Consider the following 19,345-nt stretch of genomic DNA (forward strand, 5'->3'; position numbering starts at 1 on the left):
GGGGGGCAAGGGGATACCGGTCGTACTCCAGTCACACCCTTCATGCAGACCAGGGGAAGGTGCATGAGGTACTTCCGTCTGCTCGTCCTGGGCAACGGCATCTCGGCGTACGGCAGTTACCTGAACATGGTGGCGCTGAACGTCTTCGTCTACGACGCCACCGGCAGCGCGCTGGCCGCCGGCCTCTTCATGGCCGTACGGCTGGCGACCAGTGTCGTGTCGGGCTGGGTGAGCGGGCGGCTCGTCTCGGTCCACGACCGCAAGCGGCTGATGGTCGGCGCCGACCTGTGCCAGGCCGTGGCCCTTCTGTCGCTGCTGCTCGCCCCCGAGGGCACGCGCCCCGGGCTGCTGTACGTCCTGGCCGTGGTCACGGGCGGCTGCTCGACACTGTCCCAGGTTGCCCTGCGCAGCAGCATCCCGGAGATCGTCGGCGCCGAGCACCGGGTCCGGGCCAACGGGCTGCTGGTGACGGGGCGTTCGCTCGCCATGATCGCCGGGTTCGCCTCCTCGGGCGTGGTCGTCGCGCAGCTCGGCTACTCCGCGGCGTTCGCGCTGGACGCCGCCACCTTCCTGGTCTCCGCGACCGTGCTGTCCCTGCTTCCCGTCCGCACCAGGGCGGCCACCGACGCGGCGGACGGTGCCTCCGGCTCCGGCTCCGGCTCGGCGAAGGGTTCCGGCGCCGCGTCCCGGACGGCCCGGATGCTGCTGGGCACCGCGCCGCTGCTGATGGCGATGATCGCCATCCGGGCGGTCGACGGGCTGGGTTCGTCCTCCCACAACGTCGCCCTCCCCATCTACTCCAGCGGCCTGGACCCGGAGCATCCGGCCACGTTCATCAGCCAGTTCTGGGCCACCTGGGCCATCGGAAACATCGTCGCCCAGCAGGTGATCGGCCGGATCACCAAGAAGACCGGGCGGACACCGGGAGAACGGGCGTTCGCGCTCGGCGCCTGTGTGATGTCGGCCGGGTTCATCGTCGTCTTCTGCGGCCTGCCGACCGTGCCCGCCGTCATCGCCGCGCTCGTCGCCGGAGCCGCCGACGGATTCACCGAGATCGTCTACGTGTCGAGGCTCCAGACCGCCCCCGACGACCAGCGCGGCCGCCTCTTCGGGCTCAGCGCCTCGGCCGAGAACACCGGCTTCGGACTGGGCATGCTCGTCAGCGGCGCCCTCCTGGAGACCTTCTCGCCGCTGAAGGTGGTGGCCGCCTTCCACGGACTCGCGATCGCCCTGTGCGCGGCCCTGCTCCTGTGGCTGGTCAGCCGGGGCGGGACACCATCCGCCCCGCCCGCGGAAGAACCCGCCCGCGATACACCGACCATGACGGAGGGACGCGGCTGATGAGCACCAGCGATCCGGACCCGCGGATGGCCGTCATCGGCATGGCCTTCCGGCTGCCGGGCGCCGACACGCCCGAGGACCTCTGGCGGATCGTCCGGGACGGGACCGACTGCATCACCCGCTTCACCGACGAGGAACTCGCCGCCGCCGGTGTCCCCGCCGAGGAGTACCAGGCGGAGGACTTCGTCGGCGCCTCCGGCCTGCTGGACGACATCGCCGGCTTCGACGCCCAGCACTTCGCGATGAGCCCCCGCGAGGCCCGGCTCACCGACCCCCAGCAACGCATGTTCCTGGAGTGCGCCCAGCACGCCCTGGAGAACGCCGGCTACCCGGACGAACGCGGCGGCACCCGCGTCGGCGTCTACGCCAGCTCCGGCTACCACCTGTACACCTTCCAGAACTACCTGCTCAACAACGTCCTGCCCAGCCATCCCACGTCCGACTGGGCACAGGGCATGCAGATGACCGTCGGCAACTACGCCGACTTCGCCGCCACCCGCGTCGCCTACCGGCTGGGCCTGACCGGCCCCGCCGTCAACCTCCAGACCGGCTGCTCCAGTTCCCTGGTCGGCGTGCTGACGGCAGCCCAGTCGCTGCTCATGGGCGACTGCGACATCGCCCTGGTCGGCGCCACCGCCGTCCACGTGCCGCAAGTCCTGGGCTACCGCTACGTCAAGGGCTCGATCCTGTCCAGGTCCGGCCGCCTGCGGGCCTTCGACGCCGGCGCCGACGGCACCGTGGGAGGCACCGGCGTCCTGGCCGTCGTACTGAAGCGGCTGGCCCGGGCGGTCGCCGACGGCGACACCATCCACGGCGTCATCCGCGGCTGGGGCATCAGCAACGACGGCGCGGACAAGTCGGCCTTCACCGCGCCCAGCGCACGGGGCCAGCACGCCGCCATACGCCAGGCGCTGCGGCGCGCAGACGTCGGCGCGGACACCATCGGCTACCTGGAGACGCACGGCACCGGAACGCTCAAGGGCGACCCGATCGAATTCGAAGGAGCGGCCGGCGCCTACCGTGAGGACACCGACCGCGACGGATACTGCGCCCTCGGCTCGGCCAAGGCCAACATCGGCCACCTCGACGCCGCCTCCGGGCTCGCCGGCCTCGTCAAGACCCTCCTGGTCCTGCGCCACGGCGTGATCCCGCCGATGGCGAACTTCAGCGAGCCCAACCCCCGCATCGACCTCGACCGCAGCCCCTTCTACATCCCCTGCACCGCCCGGCCCTGGCCGGAGAGCGACTTACCCCGCCGCGCGGGCCTGACCTCACTCGGCGTCGGCGGCACCAACGTCCACCTGATCCTGGAACAAGCCCCGGAATCCACGCCCAGGACCGGCTCGGCCGCGCCTGCCGACGTGCTGCTCGTCTCCGGAAGCAGCCCCCAGGCCCTCGCGGACAACGCCCGGGCCTTCCGCGACCGGTTACGGCAGCCACCGGCACCGCACCCGGCGGACCTCGTCACCACCGCCGCCCTCGGCCGCAGCCACGGCCGCCACCGCCTCGCGGCCCACGGCTCCACCCCGGCCGCCCTCGCCGACGCCCTCGACGCCTGGCTCGCCGGAACCACCGCAGCGGCGGTGACCACGGGGACTGCACCCGGGGAGGGAGCCCCGCGCGTGGCGTTCCAGTTCACCGGCCAGGGCAGCCACCACTCCGGCACGGCCACCGTCCTCTACGCGCGTTTCCCCGCGGTACGCGACGTGCTCGACGCCTGCGAACAGCACTACAGCGACCTCACCGGCGACTCCCTGCTCGCGGCACTGTGTACGGAGGACTCGGGGGAGGCACCACGCGGAGGCACGGACACCGGGCAACCCGCGCTGTTCGCCCTGCAGTGCGCCCTCGTGCGGCTGTGGCGCGACTGCGGTGTCGCACCGCACGCGGTGACCGGCCACAGCGCCGGAGAGTACGCCGCCCTGTACGCCGCCGGAGCCCTGTCACTGGAGGACGGTCTGCGCCTGACCACGGAACGCGGCCGGCTGATGCAGCAGCGCTGCGCGCCGGGCGCGATGGTGGCCGCACCGCTCGACCGGGCGACCGCGATCGCCCTGGCCGCCGAGGTCCCCGGACTGGAGCCGGCCGTGACCAACGGGGCCCGCGCCCAGGTGCTCGCCGGCCCCGTGGCGGCCGTCGAGCGGGCCTGCGCCCTGCTGGACGAGCGCGGCACACCGGGGCAGCGGATCCCGTTCGTCAGCGCCCTGGACGGTACGACCCGGCCGCCCGGCTGGATCCCCGGCACGGACCACTTCCTCCGGCACACCCGCGAGCCCGTCCGCTTCGACGAGGCGTTGCGCGCCATCGGCGCCGAGCAGCCCGACGTACTGCTGGAGATCGGGCCGCACACCATCCTCAGCGGCCTGGCGCGCCGTGCGCTGCCCGGCGTACGGGCGCTGCCGTCCCTGCGACGCGGCACCGGAATCGGCGCCCTCTGGGGTGCGGCAGCCGGGCTGCACTGCGCGGGAGCGGACGTCGCCTGGGAGACGCTCCTGGCCGGCAGCGGCGGCAGACGCATCCCGCTGCCCGGCTACCGATTCCAGCACCAGGACCACTGGACGGGGCCGGAGCCGACGGCCCTCAGCACGGGAACACCAGCGAGCAAGGGAGCCGAAGTGGTTCAGCAGGAAGCAGCGGTCGCACGGGTACTTCACAGCATCGTCGCGGCGACCGCCCGGCATCTCGGCGAGGATCCGTCGGTGATCGCCGGCGACGCGAACTTCTTCGACCTCGGCGCCGACTCGCTGCAGATGATCAGCGTGCTGCGGGAGCTGGAACAGGAGCACCAGGTCAAGGTGACGATGCGCCAGTTGCTGGAGGAGACGGGGACGCCGCGGCGGCTCGCGGAGTTCATCGTGGCCCGCATGCCGGAGGCCGTGGCGGGCTCCGCTGAAGGGGTAGTGGCTGCAGGGGCAGTGGGGGAGCGGCCCGCGGCGCCGGAGCCTGCCGCACCGCAACCACCCACCGCCACCGAGCCCGGCCCCGTGGTCGCCCCGGCCGCCGGAGCCCCGGCTCCCGAGTACGCGACCCGGCAGGAGCTGGAGGACCTGGCCGACAAGATCCAGCAGATGTCCCGGATACAGCTCCAGATGATGTCCCAGCTCTCCCAGCTGCTCGCGCTCCAGACCGCCTCGGTGACGGATCGGCTCAACGGCAAGGTGGCCAAGTGAGCGGGCTGAACGGCATATCCACCGCACTGGACCGTGACCTGGCGGCGATGGAGGAACTCTCCCAGCGGATCGCGGAGCAGATCGGCGCCGGCACCCCCGACCCGGAGCCGCGGTCCCCGGAACCGGCGCGCGTCCACGGCCCCCGGGTGTCGGTCGCGAGGAACTCCGGCATGGTGCGGGAGGCCTCCCCGTCCGCCCAGCAGGCGCACCTGGACGACCTCGTCCGGCGCTACACCGCCAGGACCCCCATCTCCAAGCAGCTTGCCCGGCGCTACCGCCGCGTCCTGGCCGACAGCCGTGCCGTGGTGGGCTTCCGCAGTGGCACCAAGGAGATGCTGTACCCGATCGCGGGCCGCCGGGCGAGCGGGGCGCGGCTGGAGGACGTCGACGGCAACGAGTACGTCGACATCACCATGGGCTTCGGAGTCCTTCTCTTCGGCCACGAGCCGGATTTCGTCACCGAGGCCGTGCGCGAGCACCTGTCCCGCGGCATCCAGCTCGGTCCCCGCACCGCCGAGACCGGCGAGGCGGCGGAACTCCTCGCCGAACTCACCGGGCTGGAACGGGTGGCCTTCGCCAACTCCGGCACCGAGGCGAACGCGGCGGCCATCCGCCTGGCCCGTGCCGCCACCGGCCGCGACAAGATCGTCACGTTCCTGGGCGCCTACCACGGCCATGCCGACAACGTCCTGGGCCGCGCCTCGGGCAGCGGCGCCGACCGGATCACCGTGCCCGTCTCCCGGGGCATCCCGCGGACCGCAGTCTCGGACCTGCTGGTCCTCGACTACGGCAGCGACACCGCCCTGGAGACGATCGCCCGGCACGCCGACGACATCGCCGCGGTCGTCGTGGAGCCCGTGCAGAGCAGACACCCCTCGCTGCGACCGGTCCAGTTCGTCCGCAGGTTGCGGGAGCTGACCCGCCGCCACGGCATCGTGCTGCTCTTCGACGAGATGCTGACCGGATTCCGACCCGCCCTGCGCGGCGCGCAGGACCTGTACGGCGTGACCCCGGACCTCGCCACGTACGGCAAGCTCCTCGGCGGCGGCTTCCCCGTCGGCGCCATCGCGGGCCGCGCCGACATCATGGACGGCGTCGACGGCGGCTACTGGTCCTACGGCGACGACAGTTACCCGCCCGCCGACACGACGTTCTTCGGTGGTACGTACATCCAGCACCCGGTGTCCATGGTCGCCGCCCGCGCCGTACTCACCCACCTCAAGGAGCACAGCCCACACCTCCAGGAGCGCCTCAACGCCCGCACCGCGGAACTGGCCGCGACGCTCAACGGCTTCTTCGAGGCCGAGGAGTACCCGCTGCGGATGACCCACTTCGGCTCCCAGTTCCGCTTCGAGCACCGCGCCGACATGGAGCTCCTCTACCACCACCTGATGCTGCGCGGCGTGCACGTCTGGGAGTGGCGCAACTTCTTCCTGTCGACGGCCCACTCGGACGGGGACATCGAGTTCGTGGCGGACGCCGTACGGGAATCGCTGCGCGAGCTGCGGTCGGCGGGATTCTTCCCGGGCGCGCGGCCGGCGCCGCCGAAGGCCGCGCCACCAAGACCGGCAGCCGCCGCGCCCGCACCCGTGCCCGCGCCACCGCAACGGGCCGCCGCGCTCTTGCCGCCGCAACCGGCAGCCGCCGCACCCTCGCCCGCGCTCGTGCCACCGCAACCGGTAGCCGCCGCGCCCGCGCCACCACCAACGGCGTCGCCCGCGCCCGCGTCACCGCGACCGCCACTGCCGGAACCGACGCCGACGCCGACGGCGACGCCCGCACCCGTGGCCTCGATGGCCTGGAACGCCGCAGCGGTCACCGCGCCCCGCACGACACCCGCCGCCAGGGAAGTCGCCCCGGCCACCACCGACTTCAGCGTCTACTTCTTCGGCGACTACCCGCAGGACCCCTCGGCATCCGGCCCCAGCCGGTACGAACTCCTCATGGAGATCACCCGGTTCGCCGACCGGCACGGTTTTCACGCGCTGTGGATGCCGGAACGCCACTTCCACTCCTTCGGCGGCCTGTTCCCCAACCCGGCGGTGCTCGCGGCCGCGCTGTCCCGTGAGACCGAACGCATCCGCCTCAACGCCGGTTCGGTCGTCCTGCCCCTCCACGACCCGATCCGGGTCGCCGAGGAGTGGTCGATGGTCGACAACCTCTCCGGCGGGCGCGTCGGCATCGGCGTCGCCAGTGGCTGGAGCTCCAAGGACTTCGCCTTCTTCCCCGACCGTTTCGGCCGGCACAAGGAGCTGATGTTCGAACAGCTGGAGGAGGTGCGGAGGTTCTGGCGCGGAGCCCCTGTCCGCCGCACCACCGGCGACGGCGAGGCCGACCTGAGACTCTTCCCGCGGCCGGTGCAGGACGCTCCACCCATGTATACGGCGGTGGTCGGCAACCCCGCCTCGTACGAACTGGCCGCCCGCCACGACCTGGGCATCGTCACCAACCTGATGACCCAGACCGTCGAACAGCTCCGGGAGAACATCGCCCGCTACCGGAGTGCACGGGCCCGGCACGGCCTGGACCCGGAGGCCGGCCGGGTCGCCGTCCTGTTGCACACCTACCTCGCGGAGGACCACGACACCGCGAGGACTCAGGCGTACGAGCCACTGTCCCGCTACATGCGCGCGTCCCTGTCCCTCTTCAGCGGCGTCACCAACAGCCTCGGGCACAGCGTCGATCTGGCCGCACTCAGCGAGGACGACCTGGAGACGGTGTTCCGCCGTGCCTACGGCCGTTACTGCGACCAGCGCGCCCTGATCGGCACGGTGGACACCGTCCGCCCGGTCGTGGACGCGGTGACCGAGGCCGGCGCCGACGAGATCGTCGCACTCGTCGACTTCGGTGTCGCCCCCGACGAGCTGCGCGCGGGCCTTCCCCGACTGGACGCCCTGCGCCGCCACTACCGCCGACCGGCGACCACCGACCCCACCTCCACCGACGCGCCCTTGCTGCCGGGGCAGGAGCGGATCTGGTTCCTGGAGCGTCTGCTGCCGGGGCGTACGGCCTACAACGAGGTCAAGGCCGTCCGTCTCGACGGCCCCCTCGACATACCCGCCCTGCGCGCGGCACTACGCGGCCTCGTCGCCCGGCACGAGGGGCTGCGCACCGTCTTCCGGGAGACCGGCGGTGAGCCGCGTCAGCTGGTGCGGGCATCCGCCGATCCCGACTTCGAGCTCGTGGACGCCACCGGCGGCAACGGAACCACGCTCCAGGACGTCCTGTCGGCCGAGAGCACACGCCGCTTCGACCTGGCGGAAGGCCCGCTGTTCGTCACCCGGCTGGTCAGGCTCGGTGAGGCGGAGCACGTTCTCGTCCTGTCCCTGCACCACATCGTGGTCGACGCGGCCTCCGCGACGGTCCTCGCCCGCGACCTGTCCGTCCTCTACCGGGCCGAGCGCGACGGCACCACCCCCGACCTCCCGGCCCTCACCTGGAGCTGCGCCGAGCACGCGCGGGAACAGGCGGCGTCCGCGCCCGGCCCCGCGGCCGACGAGGACCTGGCCTACTGGCGCCGCACCCTCGGCGGCGACCTGCCCGTCCTCGCCCTGCCCACCGACCGGCCGCGCCCCTCGCCGATGACGTCCAACGGCCGGGCGGTCTTCCACACACTCGACCCCGAACTCTCCCGCAGCCTGCGCGAGTTGAGCCGAACCCGCCGCAGCACCCTGTTCATGACGCTGCTCGCCGGGTACGCGGCGACGCTGCACAGAATCACGGGGCAGAGGGACATCATCGTCGGCACCCCGTTCTCGGACCGGCCCGAGCGGGCCGAGCACGTGCTCGGGTTCTTCGTGAACACACTTGCGCTGCGTTTCGACCTGTCCGGTGACCCGGCGTTCACCGCGCTGCTGGACCGGGTGCGCTCGGTGGCCCTCGATGCCTACGACCACGCCCGCGTGCCGTTCGAGAAGGTCGTGCGGGAGCTCGCCCCGGCCAGGGCGGTCGACCGGACGCCGGTGTTCCAGGCGTTCGCCGAGTTCCAGCGTGCCGAACCGTTCCGATTCGACCTGCCGGGCATCGAGGCCACACCGCTGGACGCGGGTCCCGACAAGTCGCTGACGGACCTCACCGTGTACTTCACCGACCAGCCGCAGGGCATCCGCTGCCATCTGGAGTACAACACCGACCTGTTCGACCCGGACACCGTCGAGGGGTTCTTCACCACCTTCCGGGACCTGCTCACCGCCGCGGTCGACGCTCCCGAGGCGCCCCTGTCACGGCTCGCCCAGGCCGCCGTCGAGACCGCCGTTGAAGGGGAGGCCGTACCGCGGTCCTGGGAGCAGGGCCCGACCCGCCCGCCCGCGGACACCACCGTCCACGCTCTGTTCGCCCGGCAGGCAGCCATCCGGCCGGACAGCACGGCGGTGATCAGCGGCACCGGTCGCCTCACCTACCGCGAACTGGACGAACGGTCCGAGCGGTTGGCCGCCCTCCTGCGCGAGCAGCACACCACTGCCGACGGCGTCGGCGACACGGTGGCCCTGTGGCTTCCGCGCTCCACGGACCTGGTCGTCGCGATGCTCGCAGCGCTCAAGGCAGGCTGCGCCTATGTGCCTCTCGACCCCGTGCTGGGCCGGGCACGCGCCGAGCAGGTCATCGCCGAGTGCGGGGCCCGGACGGTGGTGTCGACGCGGGAAGAGGCCGCCGCGCTGAACCTGCCCGCGCACGTGAGGGTCGTCCGGCCCGACACGACCGGCCGCACCACCCATCCGCCTGCCACCCTGTCCGCCCCCGATCCCCGGTCCGCCTGCTGCGTCCTGTACACCTCGGGCAGCACCGGCACCCCGAAGGGCGTGGAGCTGACGCACCGTGGCGTGGTCGACCTGTGCGAGTGGCAGCACCGGCGTTTTTCCTGCACCCCGGCCGACCGCAGCGCCGTCGTGTGCAGCCAGAGCTTCGACGCCTCGATCCTGGAGATCTGGCCGGCGCTGACCGCGGGAGCGTCGGTCACGATCGCCGGCGAGGACCTGCGCAGGGACCCGCTCGCCCTGGCCCGCTGGTACACCGAGCAGGGCGTCACCTTCTCCATCCTCCCCACCGCCCTCGGCGAACAGGTACTCCGCCTGCCCCCGGCGGACCAGCCGCCCCTGCGTCACCTGCTGCTCGGCGGCGACGTCCTGCGCACCCGCCCGCGGCCCGAGGCGCCGTACGAGACGGTGAACGTGTACGGGCCCACCGAGGTCACCGTCCTGTGCACCACGCAGACCGTGTCCCCGCAGGAAGCCGCAGCCGGGCAGGACCCCGCCCGTCCCATCGCGCTGGGTCGCCCGGTCGACAACGTGACGCTGAGCGTGCTCGACGCCGCCGGCAGCCCGGTGCCCGTGGGCGCGGTGGGGGAGTTGTACGTCGGCGGCCCCGGTGTCGCACTCGGCTATCTGCACCGCCCCGAACTCACCGAGGAACGTTTCCTGCCGGACTCCGGCGGCGGTCCGAACGCCCGCAGGTACCGCACCGGTGACCTGGTCCGCTGGAACGGCGGCGGGAGACTGGAGTTCTGCGGCCGGGCCGACGACCAGGTCAAGATCCGTGGCTTCCGTGTCGAGCCGGAGGAGGTCTCCCGCGTGCTCAACGCCCTGGACGGTGTGCGCGAGGCGGCTGTGCTGGCTCGCCGCAACGACCGGGGGGAGGCGTATCTGGCGGCCTTTGCCGTCCCCGCCGACCCGATCGGCGGCACGGCCGACGACCGGCAGGCGCTCGCCGACCTCCTGGCCGAGGAACTGGCCGCCCGGCTCCCGGAGTACCTGGTGCCGCGTGCCTGGCGGATCCCGGCCGCCCTGCCCCTGACGGCCAACGGCAAGCTGGACCGCGCCGCGCTGCCGGCGCCCGACCTCGTCACCACGGCACCGGGCCGCAGGCCCGGCGGCACCGGCGGGGACGAGCCGGCGTCCGGCCACCGCACTGACATCGGACAACGCCTGCGACGCCTGTGGGCCTCCGAGTTCGGCATCGACACCGACGCCGTCACGGCCGACACCTCGTTCTTCGACCTGGGCGGCCACTCGATCACCGCGATGCGGCTGGTCAACCGAGTCCGGGAGGAGTTCGGCACCGAGTACCCGATGCTGGGCTTCTACCAGGAGCCGACACTGCGGGCCATGACGACCCACCTGGCCGGAACGCTCGCGGCGGTGACGCCGAGCCCCGCGGCCGAGGGAGGCGACGGCCCCGGCACGGTGGAGCACAGGGCACCCGCCACAACGCAGCAGTCCCGCTTCGCCACGGTGCACGCCGAACACCCCCTCCCACAGGTCTTCAACGTCGCCCTGCGGATCACCCTCTCCGGAAACCTGGACATCGCGGCCCTGCGCTCCGCCCTGACCCGACTCGTCGAACGACACGAGGGGCTGCGGACCCGCCTGGCCCGCAGCGGCAACGGCTGGGAGCAGCAGGTACTGCGGCCCGGCCCGGTTCAGCTGCCCTTGGAGGACCTCACCGCACGCCCCGCGCACGAGCGGCAAGCAGCCCTGGACCAGGCGAGCACTCAGGCCGCCGAAACACCCATCGACCCTACACACGACACACCGATGTCCCTGCGCCTGCTGCGCACCGGCGAGCGCACCTGGGTGCTGCTCCTCGTCCTGCACCACTCCGCCTGCGACGGATGGTCCGTCAGCCTGCTGCTGAAGGAACTGGCCGCGCTCTACGGGCTCGCCCTGCGGGACGAACCCCACACTCTGCCGCCCGTGCGGTGCCAGCCCGCGCAGTACGCCGAATGGCAGCGGGAACAGGCCGACGAGGCCACCGACGAAGGGACGCTGGACTTCTGGCTGCGTGCCCTCGACGGGGTGCCGTTCACCGTCCGCCTGCCCCTGGACCGGCCCCGGCCCGAGCAGCCGAGCGGACGGGGCGGCGCCGTGATGTTCACCGTGCCCGCGGGGGTGCGCTCCGCCGTCGAGCGCCTGGCGCGGCAGCGGGGCACGACGCCGTTCGTGGTCACCGCGGCCGCCCTGGGCCGGCTCCTCGCAAGGAAGTCCGGGCAGGCCGACGTGGTGTTCAACATCTCCTACGCCAACCGTGAGCGCCGCGCGTTCGAATCCCTGCTGGCCTGTACGATCTCCGGTTTCGCGCTACCGGTGCGGGGCGGCGCGGCCGGTTCCTTCGCCGCCCTGACGGACCGCATCGCCCGTACGGCGGTGGAGTGCATGGACCGGGCCGTGCCGGTGCGCCGGATCGCCCCCGCGTTGCAGGAGCGCACGGGCGTCGAGGTGCCGGACCGCCTGGACGTCGGCTTCGCGTACCAGAGCTCCCTGGACGCCGAGGTGGAACTGCCCGGCGTGACCACGGCGGTGGAGGACCTGGCCCCCGCCGCGTCCCGCACGTCGCTCACCTTCGGCCTCGTCCCGGCCGGCGACGAACTGAAGGGCTTCGTCGAGTACTCGGCCGACCTGTGGGACCGCACCACGATCGAGGCCTGGGCCCGCGACTACGTCGAGCTCCTGCGCGAGGAGACCGGCCGGGCACTCGGGCACTGACGCTCCTGTCCGTGACGCCGCCCCGTGGCGGGGGGGCGTCACGGACAGGGAGGCCCGGCCCTCGGGACGCACAACTCGTCATCCGTACCGGCGCATTGACAGGTCCGGACCAACGCGGCACGCTCTGAGAGCGCTCTCACCCCTTCCCGGATCGGCCCCTCGTCGAACGGAGACAGAGCATGTTACGGACCCTCAGACGCAGCATCAGGACTGCCGGGCTGTCCCTCGCTACAGCCCTGACCGGCTCCCTCCTCGCCACCGGAGCGGGAACACCGGCCCACGCCGCCGTCCCGGCGACGATCCCCCTGAAGATCACCAACAACTCGGCCCGCGGCGAGCAGGTGTACATCTACAACCTCGGCACCGACCTGTCGACCGGACGGCAGGGCTGGGCCGACGCCAACGGCACGTTCCACCCCTGGCCGGCGGGCGGCAATCCACCGACTCCCGCCCCCGACGCATCGATCCCGGGCCCGACGGCGGGCCAGTCGACCACGATCCGCATGCCGAAGTTCTCCGGCCGCGTGTACTTCTCCTACGGCCAGAAACTGGTGTTCAGGCTCACGACCGGCGGCCTGGTCCAGCCCGCCGTACAGAACCCCTCCGACCCCAACCGGAACATCCTGTTCAACTGGTCGGAGTACACACTCAACGACGCGGGCCTGTGGATCAACAGCACACAGGTCGACATGTTCTCGGCACCGTACGCGGTAGGAGTGCAGCGAGCCGACGGAACCACCGCGAACACCGGACGCCTCAAGCCCGGCGGCTACAACGGCTTCTTCAACGCGCTCAGGGGACAGCCCGGAGGCTGGGCCAACCTGATCCAGACCCGTCCAGACGGCACCGTACTGCGCGCCCTGTCCCCGCTGTACGGCCTGGAGACCGGCGCCCTGCCGGCCACCGTCATGGACGACTACATCAACCGCGTCTGGCAGAAGTACTCCACCTCGACCCTGACGGTCACCCCCTTCGCCGACCAGCCGGGCACCAAGTACTACGGCCGGGTCTCCGGGGGCGTCATGAACTTCACCAACAGCGCCGGTGCCACCGTGACCAGCTTCCAGAAGCCGGACGCCTCCTCCGTCTTCGGCTGCCACAGAAGGCTCGACGCGCCGAACGACCAGGTCCGCGGCCCGATCTCACGCACCCTGTGCGCCGGCTTCAACCGCTCCACGCTGCTGGCCAACTCCCAGCAGCCCGACTCCGGTTCCGACGCCTTCTACAAGGACAACGTCACCAACCACTACGCCCGCAAGATCCACGCCCAGATGGCCGACGGCAAGGCGTACGCCTTCGCCTTCGACGACGTGGGCCACCACGAGTCCCTCGTTCACGACGGCAACCCGCGCCAGGCCTACCTCACCCTCGACCCCCTCAGCTGATCCACGCCCCACGCCCCAACTCCAGGCTGCAACCGCACTGTTGACCCTTCATCATTTCTGGAAATCAATTACAACTTTGCTTTTCCTTGGTGTAGATGAACTGCGGTTTACGTGAGCCTCATGGGCACCAGGCGGTGACTGAACACCCTCCTGTAACAGGGAGGGTGTGGTCGCTGTCCCCCCATGCAAGGGTGAGAGGCACCAACCATGACGAAGAACCGCACACTGCGCTACGGCAGCCGCACGCTGGCGCTGACGGCGACCGCGATCGGAGTGATAGCGACGGCCGTCCCCGCGGCAGCCGAGGAACAGCCCACCGCTGAGCAGATCATGGCCGACTGCGCATCCGGGGAGGGCAAGTGCACCTTCAACTCCCCGCAGATCGGCCGGGCTTACCTCGGTGAGCCACGGCAGGTCTCCGAACTCCTCTACAACTGCACCGACTCGCCCGCCTCCCAGTCGATGTCCTGGGCCGACACGGTGGGCTCCTCCCACTCGGTGGGCGGCTCGGTCACGGCGGGCGGAGGCATCGAGGGCATCATCACGGCCAGCGTGACCGTGACCTACAACTACACATGGCAGAGCTCGCACACCGAGACGAGTTCCTTCACCGTGAACGTGCAGCCCGGAGAAGTCGGCTGGATCTCCCGCGCCCAGGTGATGCAGCAGATCACCGGCACGTGGCAGACCCACTACGACGACCCCAAGTGGGGCCACTACTACTGGTTCGTCCCCGACGTGGTCACCGGCCCGGCCCCGAACGGCACGGACGGCAAGCACAGCGCGGTCGTGGTCAAGTCCCGCAAGATGACGCCCGAGGAAAAGAAGCTCTGCTCCACCGGCTCCACCAAGGACGAACTCTTCACCCGCAGCTGAACCTGAGCGCACGTCGGCCTCCGGCCGGTCCGGCCGGAGGTCACTGGGATTGACGGATTCACCTCGCCCCCCACCGGGCAGTGAGCCAGAGAATGTCATGAGCACGACTGCCTTCCCCCACAAGGAGGTCGATCATGTACGTCCGCACGCTGACCGGCGGCCTGGCCGCTGCCCTGGTGCTGTCCTTGTCCCTGACGGGTGGCCAGGCCGTGGCCGCTCCGCCCGAAGCGGAGGATGCCCCACTGGCCGCCCGCGTCCTCCTCTACGACGCCGGCGGCTCCGCGGAGTTCAGGAGCGCGGTCGACCGGGGCGCGGCGATCTGGAACGAGAGTGTCGAAGCCGTCGAGCTGCGGCCGGCCGCCGCGGGGCAACGCGCGAACATACGGGTCCTCGCGGACAACGGCTGGCCGCGCGCCCTGCCCACCACCCTGGGCAACGGAACCGTCTACATCGGGCGCCAGGCCGTCGACCAGGGCTACGACACGATCCGTATCTCCGCCCACGAACTCGGGCACATCCTGGGCCTGCCCGACCGCAAGCCCGGACCGTGCTCGAGCCTGATGTCCGGTTCCAGCGCGGGCACCGCGTGCGCGAACCCGTACCCGAACGCGGCCGAGAAGGCAGAGGTCGAGGAGAACTTCGGCGGCGTACTCGTCGGTCCGGCGCCGGCGGCGCGTTCAGACGTGATCGTGGACTGACACGGCAGACGCCGGCTCGTCGATCAGTACGAACACTGAGTCCTCTGCGGACGGCGCGGGCGCCAGGCTGAGGTCCTGACGCCCGCCCGGCCGGGTGTGCTCACCCGGCTGGACGGCGCTCCGGCAGGGCCGGTGCCGCGAGGGTTTCAGACTGGCCCGCGCGGCGCAGTGACGCGGCGACGAAGCCGTCGGTCTTGAGCTCCTCGACCAGCTCGCGCAGGAATCGTATGGTCTCGGGCCGCCGGGTGGTCGTTGTGCCGACGGCTTGGCGGATCTCCATGAACTCCTTCTCGATCAGCCGCACTTCGGAGTGTGCTTCGGCGTAGGCGGTCATCGGCTGCCGGATGCCCGCGCCCGCCTCCAGATGCTGCGCGGCGAAGGTCTCGATACCCTCGTCGCCGCGAACCAGGGTGGCGTGGCGCAGGGTTCGGGTGAGGTAGAGGTCGTAGGCGGATCCGGCCTTCACGCCGATGCGGATGCCCGGCGCGTCGACGTCCTCGGGCGTGTTCAGTTCGGAGCCGCGGGGAACGGCGTACACGCCCTCGATGAGCACGTACGGGGCGGTGAAGGCGACTTGCGTCTCCCGGGCGGGCTCGATCGCGAGGAAGCAGACGTCGGCCCGCCCGCCGGCCATCGCCTCGAACGAGGCGCGCGCGGCGTCGAAGCAGAGGAATTCCACGGGCACACCGAGCCGGTCAGCGATCTCCCGGGCGAGATCGACGGTGATGCCACTGGGCGCTTGCGGCGTGCCTTGGGCGAGGACGGGATTGCCGAGGTTGATGGAGGCACGCAGGACACCGGTGGGCGCGAGGTCGGCTGCGAGAGAGGGAGGGATCATGGCGCGAGTGTAGGTTCCGGGACCGTCTGAGCGCGCCGCATCGTCAGCTGTGCTGACCGGCCGGCTCAGCGGACCCGGTCGTAGACGAGGGCCAGCGTGCCGTGCTCGCCCGCGGCCTGGCTGACGAGCATCCACTGCCCCGCGGGCAGACCGTCGTCGAAGAGGCGGGGCCCGCCGCCGAGGAAGACCGGGAAGATCGTGAGCGCCAGCCGGTCGACCTCGTCGGCCGCCAGCAGCGCCTTGATGACGCTCGCGCTGGAGAGCACGAGAATGTCGCCGCCTTCGGTTGCTTTGAGGTCCCCGACCACCTCGGCTGCCGGCTTGTCGACGATCGTCGTCCGCTCCCACGGCGCCTTGTCGAGGGTCGAGGAGAGAACCACCTTGTCGGTGTCGACCAGCCACTTCGCGAAGCCCTCGTCGCGCGGGTCGGCGCCCTCCATGCCGATGACGGTGGGCCAGAAACCGAGGAACCCCTCGGCGTTGACCCGTCCGAGCAGGGCCGTCGTGGCCGGCTCCCAGAGGCTCGTCAAGTGGTCGCGGGCGACGTCCGAGACGGCATAGGGCATCACCCAGCTCATGTCCACGGGGTTGTCCGGCGCGGCGTAGCGGCCGTCGAGGGAGAGTGCCAGGTTGGTGACGACTCGGCGGCCGGCGCTCTGCTCTGTCATTTCATGCTCCTCGTGTCGGTGCTGCCGGTGTCGTGCGAGTCCGCGGCGAGGATCGCCGCGAGCTTGTCCAGGCTCTGCCCGAAGCCGATCTCGATGCCGGCGATGAAGTCAGCGGAGTCGATCGTGCTGTCGGTGATGCGCCAGTGGACGTCGAGATCCGTGCCCGTGTCGGTGGGCCCGAGGCCCATGTCGACGTGAGCGGTGAAGGCGGGGCGGCCGTCGGGAAGCAGCGAGGAGAGCCGGTAGGCGAGGCGCTCACCGGGGCGTACGTCGTCGACGACTCCCTCCGCGCGCCCGGCGATCGGGTGGGAACCGTCGGAGTCTTCCGCGTCGCGGTACTCCTGCACGATCCGCCCACCGGGTCGCGCCTCGAAGACGAGCTCGGAGACGCGGAGGTCCTCGGGAGTCCACCAGTGCGCGAGCAGGACGTCCTCGGTCAGGTGGCGCCAGACCCACTCGGGGCGTCCCGTCAGTGACCGGTGGAACGTGAACGAGCGGCCGTCGGCCCATCCCGACTCCTTCGCGGCGAACCGCTCCGCGTGGAGGCTGCGCTCGTAGCGGTCGTGCGTCGCGTGCGGGCCGCTGGCCCGTTCCGCGGTGTCGGCGATATGGCCGAGCGCGGTCGCCAAGTCCCGCAGAGGGCCGGGCCGGAGTGCGTAGATGCGGCGCTGACCGGCGCGCTGGGAGGTCACGACGCCGGCGCGTTCAAGGGTCTGCAGGTGCTTGGTCGTCTGCGGCTGGCGCGCCTCGGCGAGCTGGGCGAGGACGCCGACCGGGCGGGGCCGCTCGGCCAGCAGGTTTACGAGCCGCCACCGGGCCGGATCGGCCAGTGCGGCGAGGAGTGCGTCCATGGCTTCGAGTATTCCTGAAGACGAATATTCGCGTCAAGGAATATCCCCCCGCGTGCCGAGTTCGAAGCCGACGGTCGCGCTGAGGTAGTCCGCACGGGCGATGCCGCGCACCGCGCAGTGCACGCCGTCGCCGCGGAGCGATGAGTCCGGGCGGCGGATCGGGTCTGCACTCGTATGACTCGGATCATCGCTGACATCTCGATCTCCCTCGACGGCTTCGTCACCGGGCCCGACCCCGGCCCGGACAGCGGTCTCGGCACCGGCGGCGAGGCCCTGCACACCTGGGCGTTCTCCGACGACCCCGACGACCGCCGGGTCCTGCGCGAGGCGACCGCCCGCTCGGGCGCCGTCGTACTCGGCCGTCGGCTCTTCGACTTGGTCGACGGACCGAACGGCTGGGACGACACAACCGGCTACGGCGCCGGCGAGGTCGGCAAGCCCGCGTTCGTCGTCGTGACGAGCTCGCCGCCGGAGTCGGTGCGGCTCACGGACCTCGACTGGACGTTCGTCACCACCGGCCTGCCCGACGCCGTCACCGCCGCGCGCGAGCGAGCCGAGGCGGCGTCGTCGCACAGCGGCAAGGACCTCGACGTCGTCCTCATGGGCGGCGGCGCCACGATCGGCTCGGCGCTCGGCGCCGGGCTCGTCGACGTGCTGTCACTGCACCTCGCGCCCGTCGTGCTGGGCGCCGGGACGCCACTGTTCACCGGCGGAGCACCGCGCACGCTGGTGCAGCGGAGCGTGACCCCGACATCGACCGCGACGCACCTGACCTACGACGTCCTGTGACGACGTCGCTGCGGAGCGATCAAGAGACTGTTGCGGCCGGCGGGTTCCATCGGCGGGTGCGGGGCGCCGTGTTGGAGATGCCGTAGTCGTTCTTGAGCTGGTCGGGGATGGCGTAGTGCATGACGCGTCCGCGGGTCAGGGAGGACAGTTCGAGGATGGTGGTCAGGTGGCCGAGGCGGTCCAGGGCCCAGGCGCCGAGCGGCGAGCGGTCCTCGATGGTTTCGAGGATGCCGAGGAGGTGGGGTACGGCCTTGACGACGGTGTCCCACGGGGTCTGCGGCACGTGGAGCCAGTCGGCGCAGGTGTTGCCGACGAGGTGGCGGATGAGGGCGGAGACGATCGGGTCGAAGAAGGTGCCGGGCACGACCTCCTCGTAGAGGTCGATGAGCTGCCGGGTCAGGTGCCGGCCCTCCTCGGAGGGCCCCATGTGCCGGATCATGTACAGGTCGAGGAAGGCGCGGGCCTCCTCCAGGGTCTCGGGGACGGCGTCCTGGTCGACGCCGAGCATGGCGCCGACGACGCGCCAGGCGTAGTAGTAGGCTTCGGCGCCTTCCTGCGACATGTGGATGCCGAGGCGGTGGAGGCTGTCCAGGACGAGCAGGGAGAAGAACATCTGCCCGCCGATCATGTCCTCCTGGCAGATCGGCGTTCCCAGCGCCGTGGTGTCCCACCGGCTCTCCCGCTCGAGATGGTGGCGGATGGAGGCGTGCAGCAGGCGCACCTTCTGGGCGGCGGGGACGAAGCGGCCGCCGGCCTCGAAGGCGTCCGGCTGCATCAGGTAGACGGTGAACTGGCCCGTCTCCGCCATCCGTTTGGAGGGGTACTCCAGCCCGTGGGTGGCCGACAACAGCTTCGCCACGTGTGGGACGACGTAGCAGGCGGGCATGGAGGCGAAGGACAGCGCGGTGGAGATGTGCACGTTGTTGTCGATGAAGAACAGCCGGGCCTTCTCCATCTCGGCCCAGTCCACCCAGGACGGCGGGACACGGGTGGCTTCCAGGTACTCCCGGGCGACATCGGGCAGCCCGTCGGGCAGGGGAGCGCCTGCGGTGGAGACGTAGCGCATCAGCGTGTTGAACGTGCCTGTCTGACCGCGCTCGAAGAGTGCGGCGACGGTGGCGTCGGCGAGTTCGTCGCCGACGTGCCGCAGGGCGTCCATGGCTGACTCGGTGTAGGTCACGGCGGGCTCCTTGTCTCTTCAGGACCGGCGACGGCCGACGGGCGGGCCGAGGGCCGGACATGGCGTGTGCC

General features: G+C 71.4%; 11 protein-coding genes. 7 read left to right on the forward strand and 4 right to left on the reverse strand.

Going from position 1 to position 19,345, the window contains the following annotated elements; translation table 11 throughout:
* Positions 1-63: 63 nt before the first annotated feature.
* The 6 genes from ACH4G3_RS40570 to ACH4G3_RS40595 all read left to right on the forward strand — a co-directional run bounded on the left by ACH4G3_RS40570 (position 64) and on the right by ACH4G3_RS40595 (position 14,948).
* Complete coding sequence (locus ACH4G3_RS40570; protein ID WP_397629172.1) at positions 64-1,341, forward strand: MFS transporter; 1,278 nt, start codon at positions 64-66, stop codon at positions 1,339-1,341.
* The gene (locus ACH4G3_RS40575; RefSeq protein ID WP_397629173.1) at positions 1,341-4,511 is read left to right on the forward strand and encodes a type I polyketide synthase; all 3,171 of its coding nucleotides are present in this window, start codon (positions 1,341-1,343) and stop codon (positions 4,509-4,511) included. Before ACH4G3_RS40570 ends, ACH4G3_RS40575 begins: the two co-directional genes overlap by 1 nt.
* Positions 4,508-11,989: a MupA/Atu3671 family FMN-dependent luciferase-like monooxygenase gene (locus ACH4G3_RS40580; protein WP_397629174.1), complete on the forward strand. Its 7,482-nt coding sequence runs from the start codon at positions 4,508-4,510 to the stop codon at positions 11,987-11,989. Before ACH4G3_RS40575 ends, ACH4G3_RS40580 begins: the two co-directional genes overlap by 4 nt.
* 179 nt (positions 11,990-12,168) lie before the next feature.
* A complete protein-coding gene (locus ACH4G3_RS40585; protein WP_397629175.1) occupies positions 12,169-13,374 on the forward strand; it encodes a glycoside hydrolase family 64 protein in 1,206 nt (401 codons plus the stop codon).
* 207 nt (positions 13,375-13,581) lie between these two features.
* On the forward strand, positions 13,582-14,250 hold the full coding sequence (locus ACH4G3_RS40590) for a hypothetical protein (RefSeq protein WP_397629176.1): 669 nt from the start codon (positions 13,582-13,584) through the stop codon (positions 14,248-14,250).
* 134 nt (positions 14,251-14,384) lie between these two features.
* Positions 14,385-14,948 carry a snapalysin family zinc-dependent metalloprotease gene (locus tag ACH4G3_RS40595; RefSeq protein WP_397629177.1) on the forward strand — a complete coding sequence of 188 codons (564 nt, stop codon included), beginning with the start codon at positions 14,385-14,387 and terminating at the stop codon, positions 14,946-14,948.
* Positions 14,949-15,048: 100 nt separating this feature from the next.
* Here the strand turns inward: ACH4G3_RS40595 and ACH4G3_RS40600 are convergent, their stop codons facing one another.
* The 3 genes from ACH4G3_RS40600 to ACH4G3_RS40610 all read right to left on the reverse strand — a co-directional run bounded on the left by ACH4G3_RS40600 (position 15,049) and on the right by ACH4G3_RS40610 (position 17,305).
* Positions 15,049-15,786 carry a transporter substrate-binding domain-containing protein gene (locus ACH4G3_RS40600; protein ID WP_397629179.1) on the reverse strand — a complete coding sequence of 246 codons (738 nt, stop codon included), beginning with the start codon at positions 15,784-15,786 and terminating at the stop codon, positions 15,049-15,051.
* Between the two features lie 65 nt (positions 15,787-15,851).
* The gene (locus tag ACH4G3_RS40605; protein WP_397629180.1) at positions 15,852-16,454 is read right to left on the reverse strand and encodes a dihydrofolate reductase family protein; all 603 of its coding nucleotides are present in this window, start codon (positions 16,452-16,454) and stop codon (positions 15,852-15,854) included.
* Positions 16,451-17,305 carry a metalloregulator ArsR/SmtB family transcription factor gene (locus ACH4G3_RS40610; RefSeq protein ID WP_397629181.1) on the reverse strand — a complete coding sequence of 285 codons (855 nt, stop codon included), beginning with the start codon at positions 17,303-17,305 and terminating at the stop codon, positions 16,451-16,453. The genes ACH4G3_RS40605 and ACH4G3_RS40610 overlap by 4 nt, the downstream gene beginning before the upstream one ends.
* Positions 17,306-17,479: 174 nt before the next feature.
* Between ACH4G3_RS40610 and ACH4G3_RS40615 the strand changes: the two genes are divergently transcribed.
* Positions 17,480-18,094: a dihydrofolate reductase family protein gene (locus tag ACH4G3_RS40615; RefSeq protein WP_397629182.1), complete on the forward strand. Its 615-nt coding sequence runs from the start codon at positions 17,480-17,482 to the stop codon at positions 18,092-18,094.
* A 19-nt stretch (positions 18,095-18,113) separates the two neighbouring features.
* Here ACH4G3_RS40615 and ACH4G3_RS40620 read toward each other — a convergent pair whose 3' ends face one another.
* The gene (locus ACH4G3_RS40620) at positions 18,114-19,274 is read right to left on the reverse strand and encodes an oxygenase MpaB family protein (protein WP_397629183.1); all 1,161 of its coding nucleotides are present in this window, start codon (positions 19,272-19,274) and stop codon (positions 18,114-18,116) included.
* Positions 19,275-19,345 lie beyond the last annotated feature (71 nt).

Origin of the sequence: Streptomyces afghaniensis (assembly GCF_044327915.1) — a bacterium.
GTDB lineage: Bacteria > Actinomycetota > Actinomycetes > Streptomycetales > Streptomycetaceae > Streptomyces > Streptomyces afghaniensis.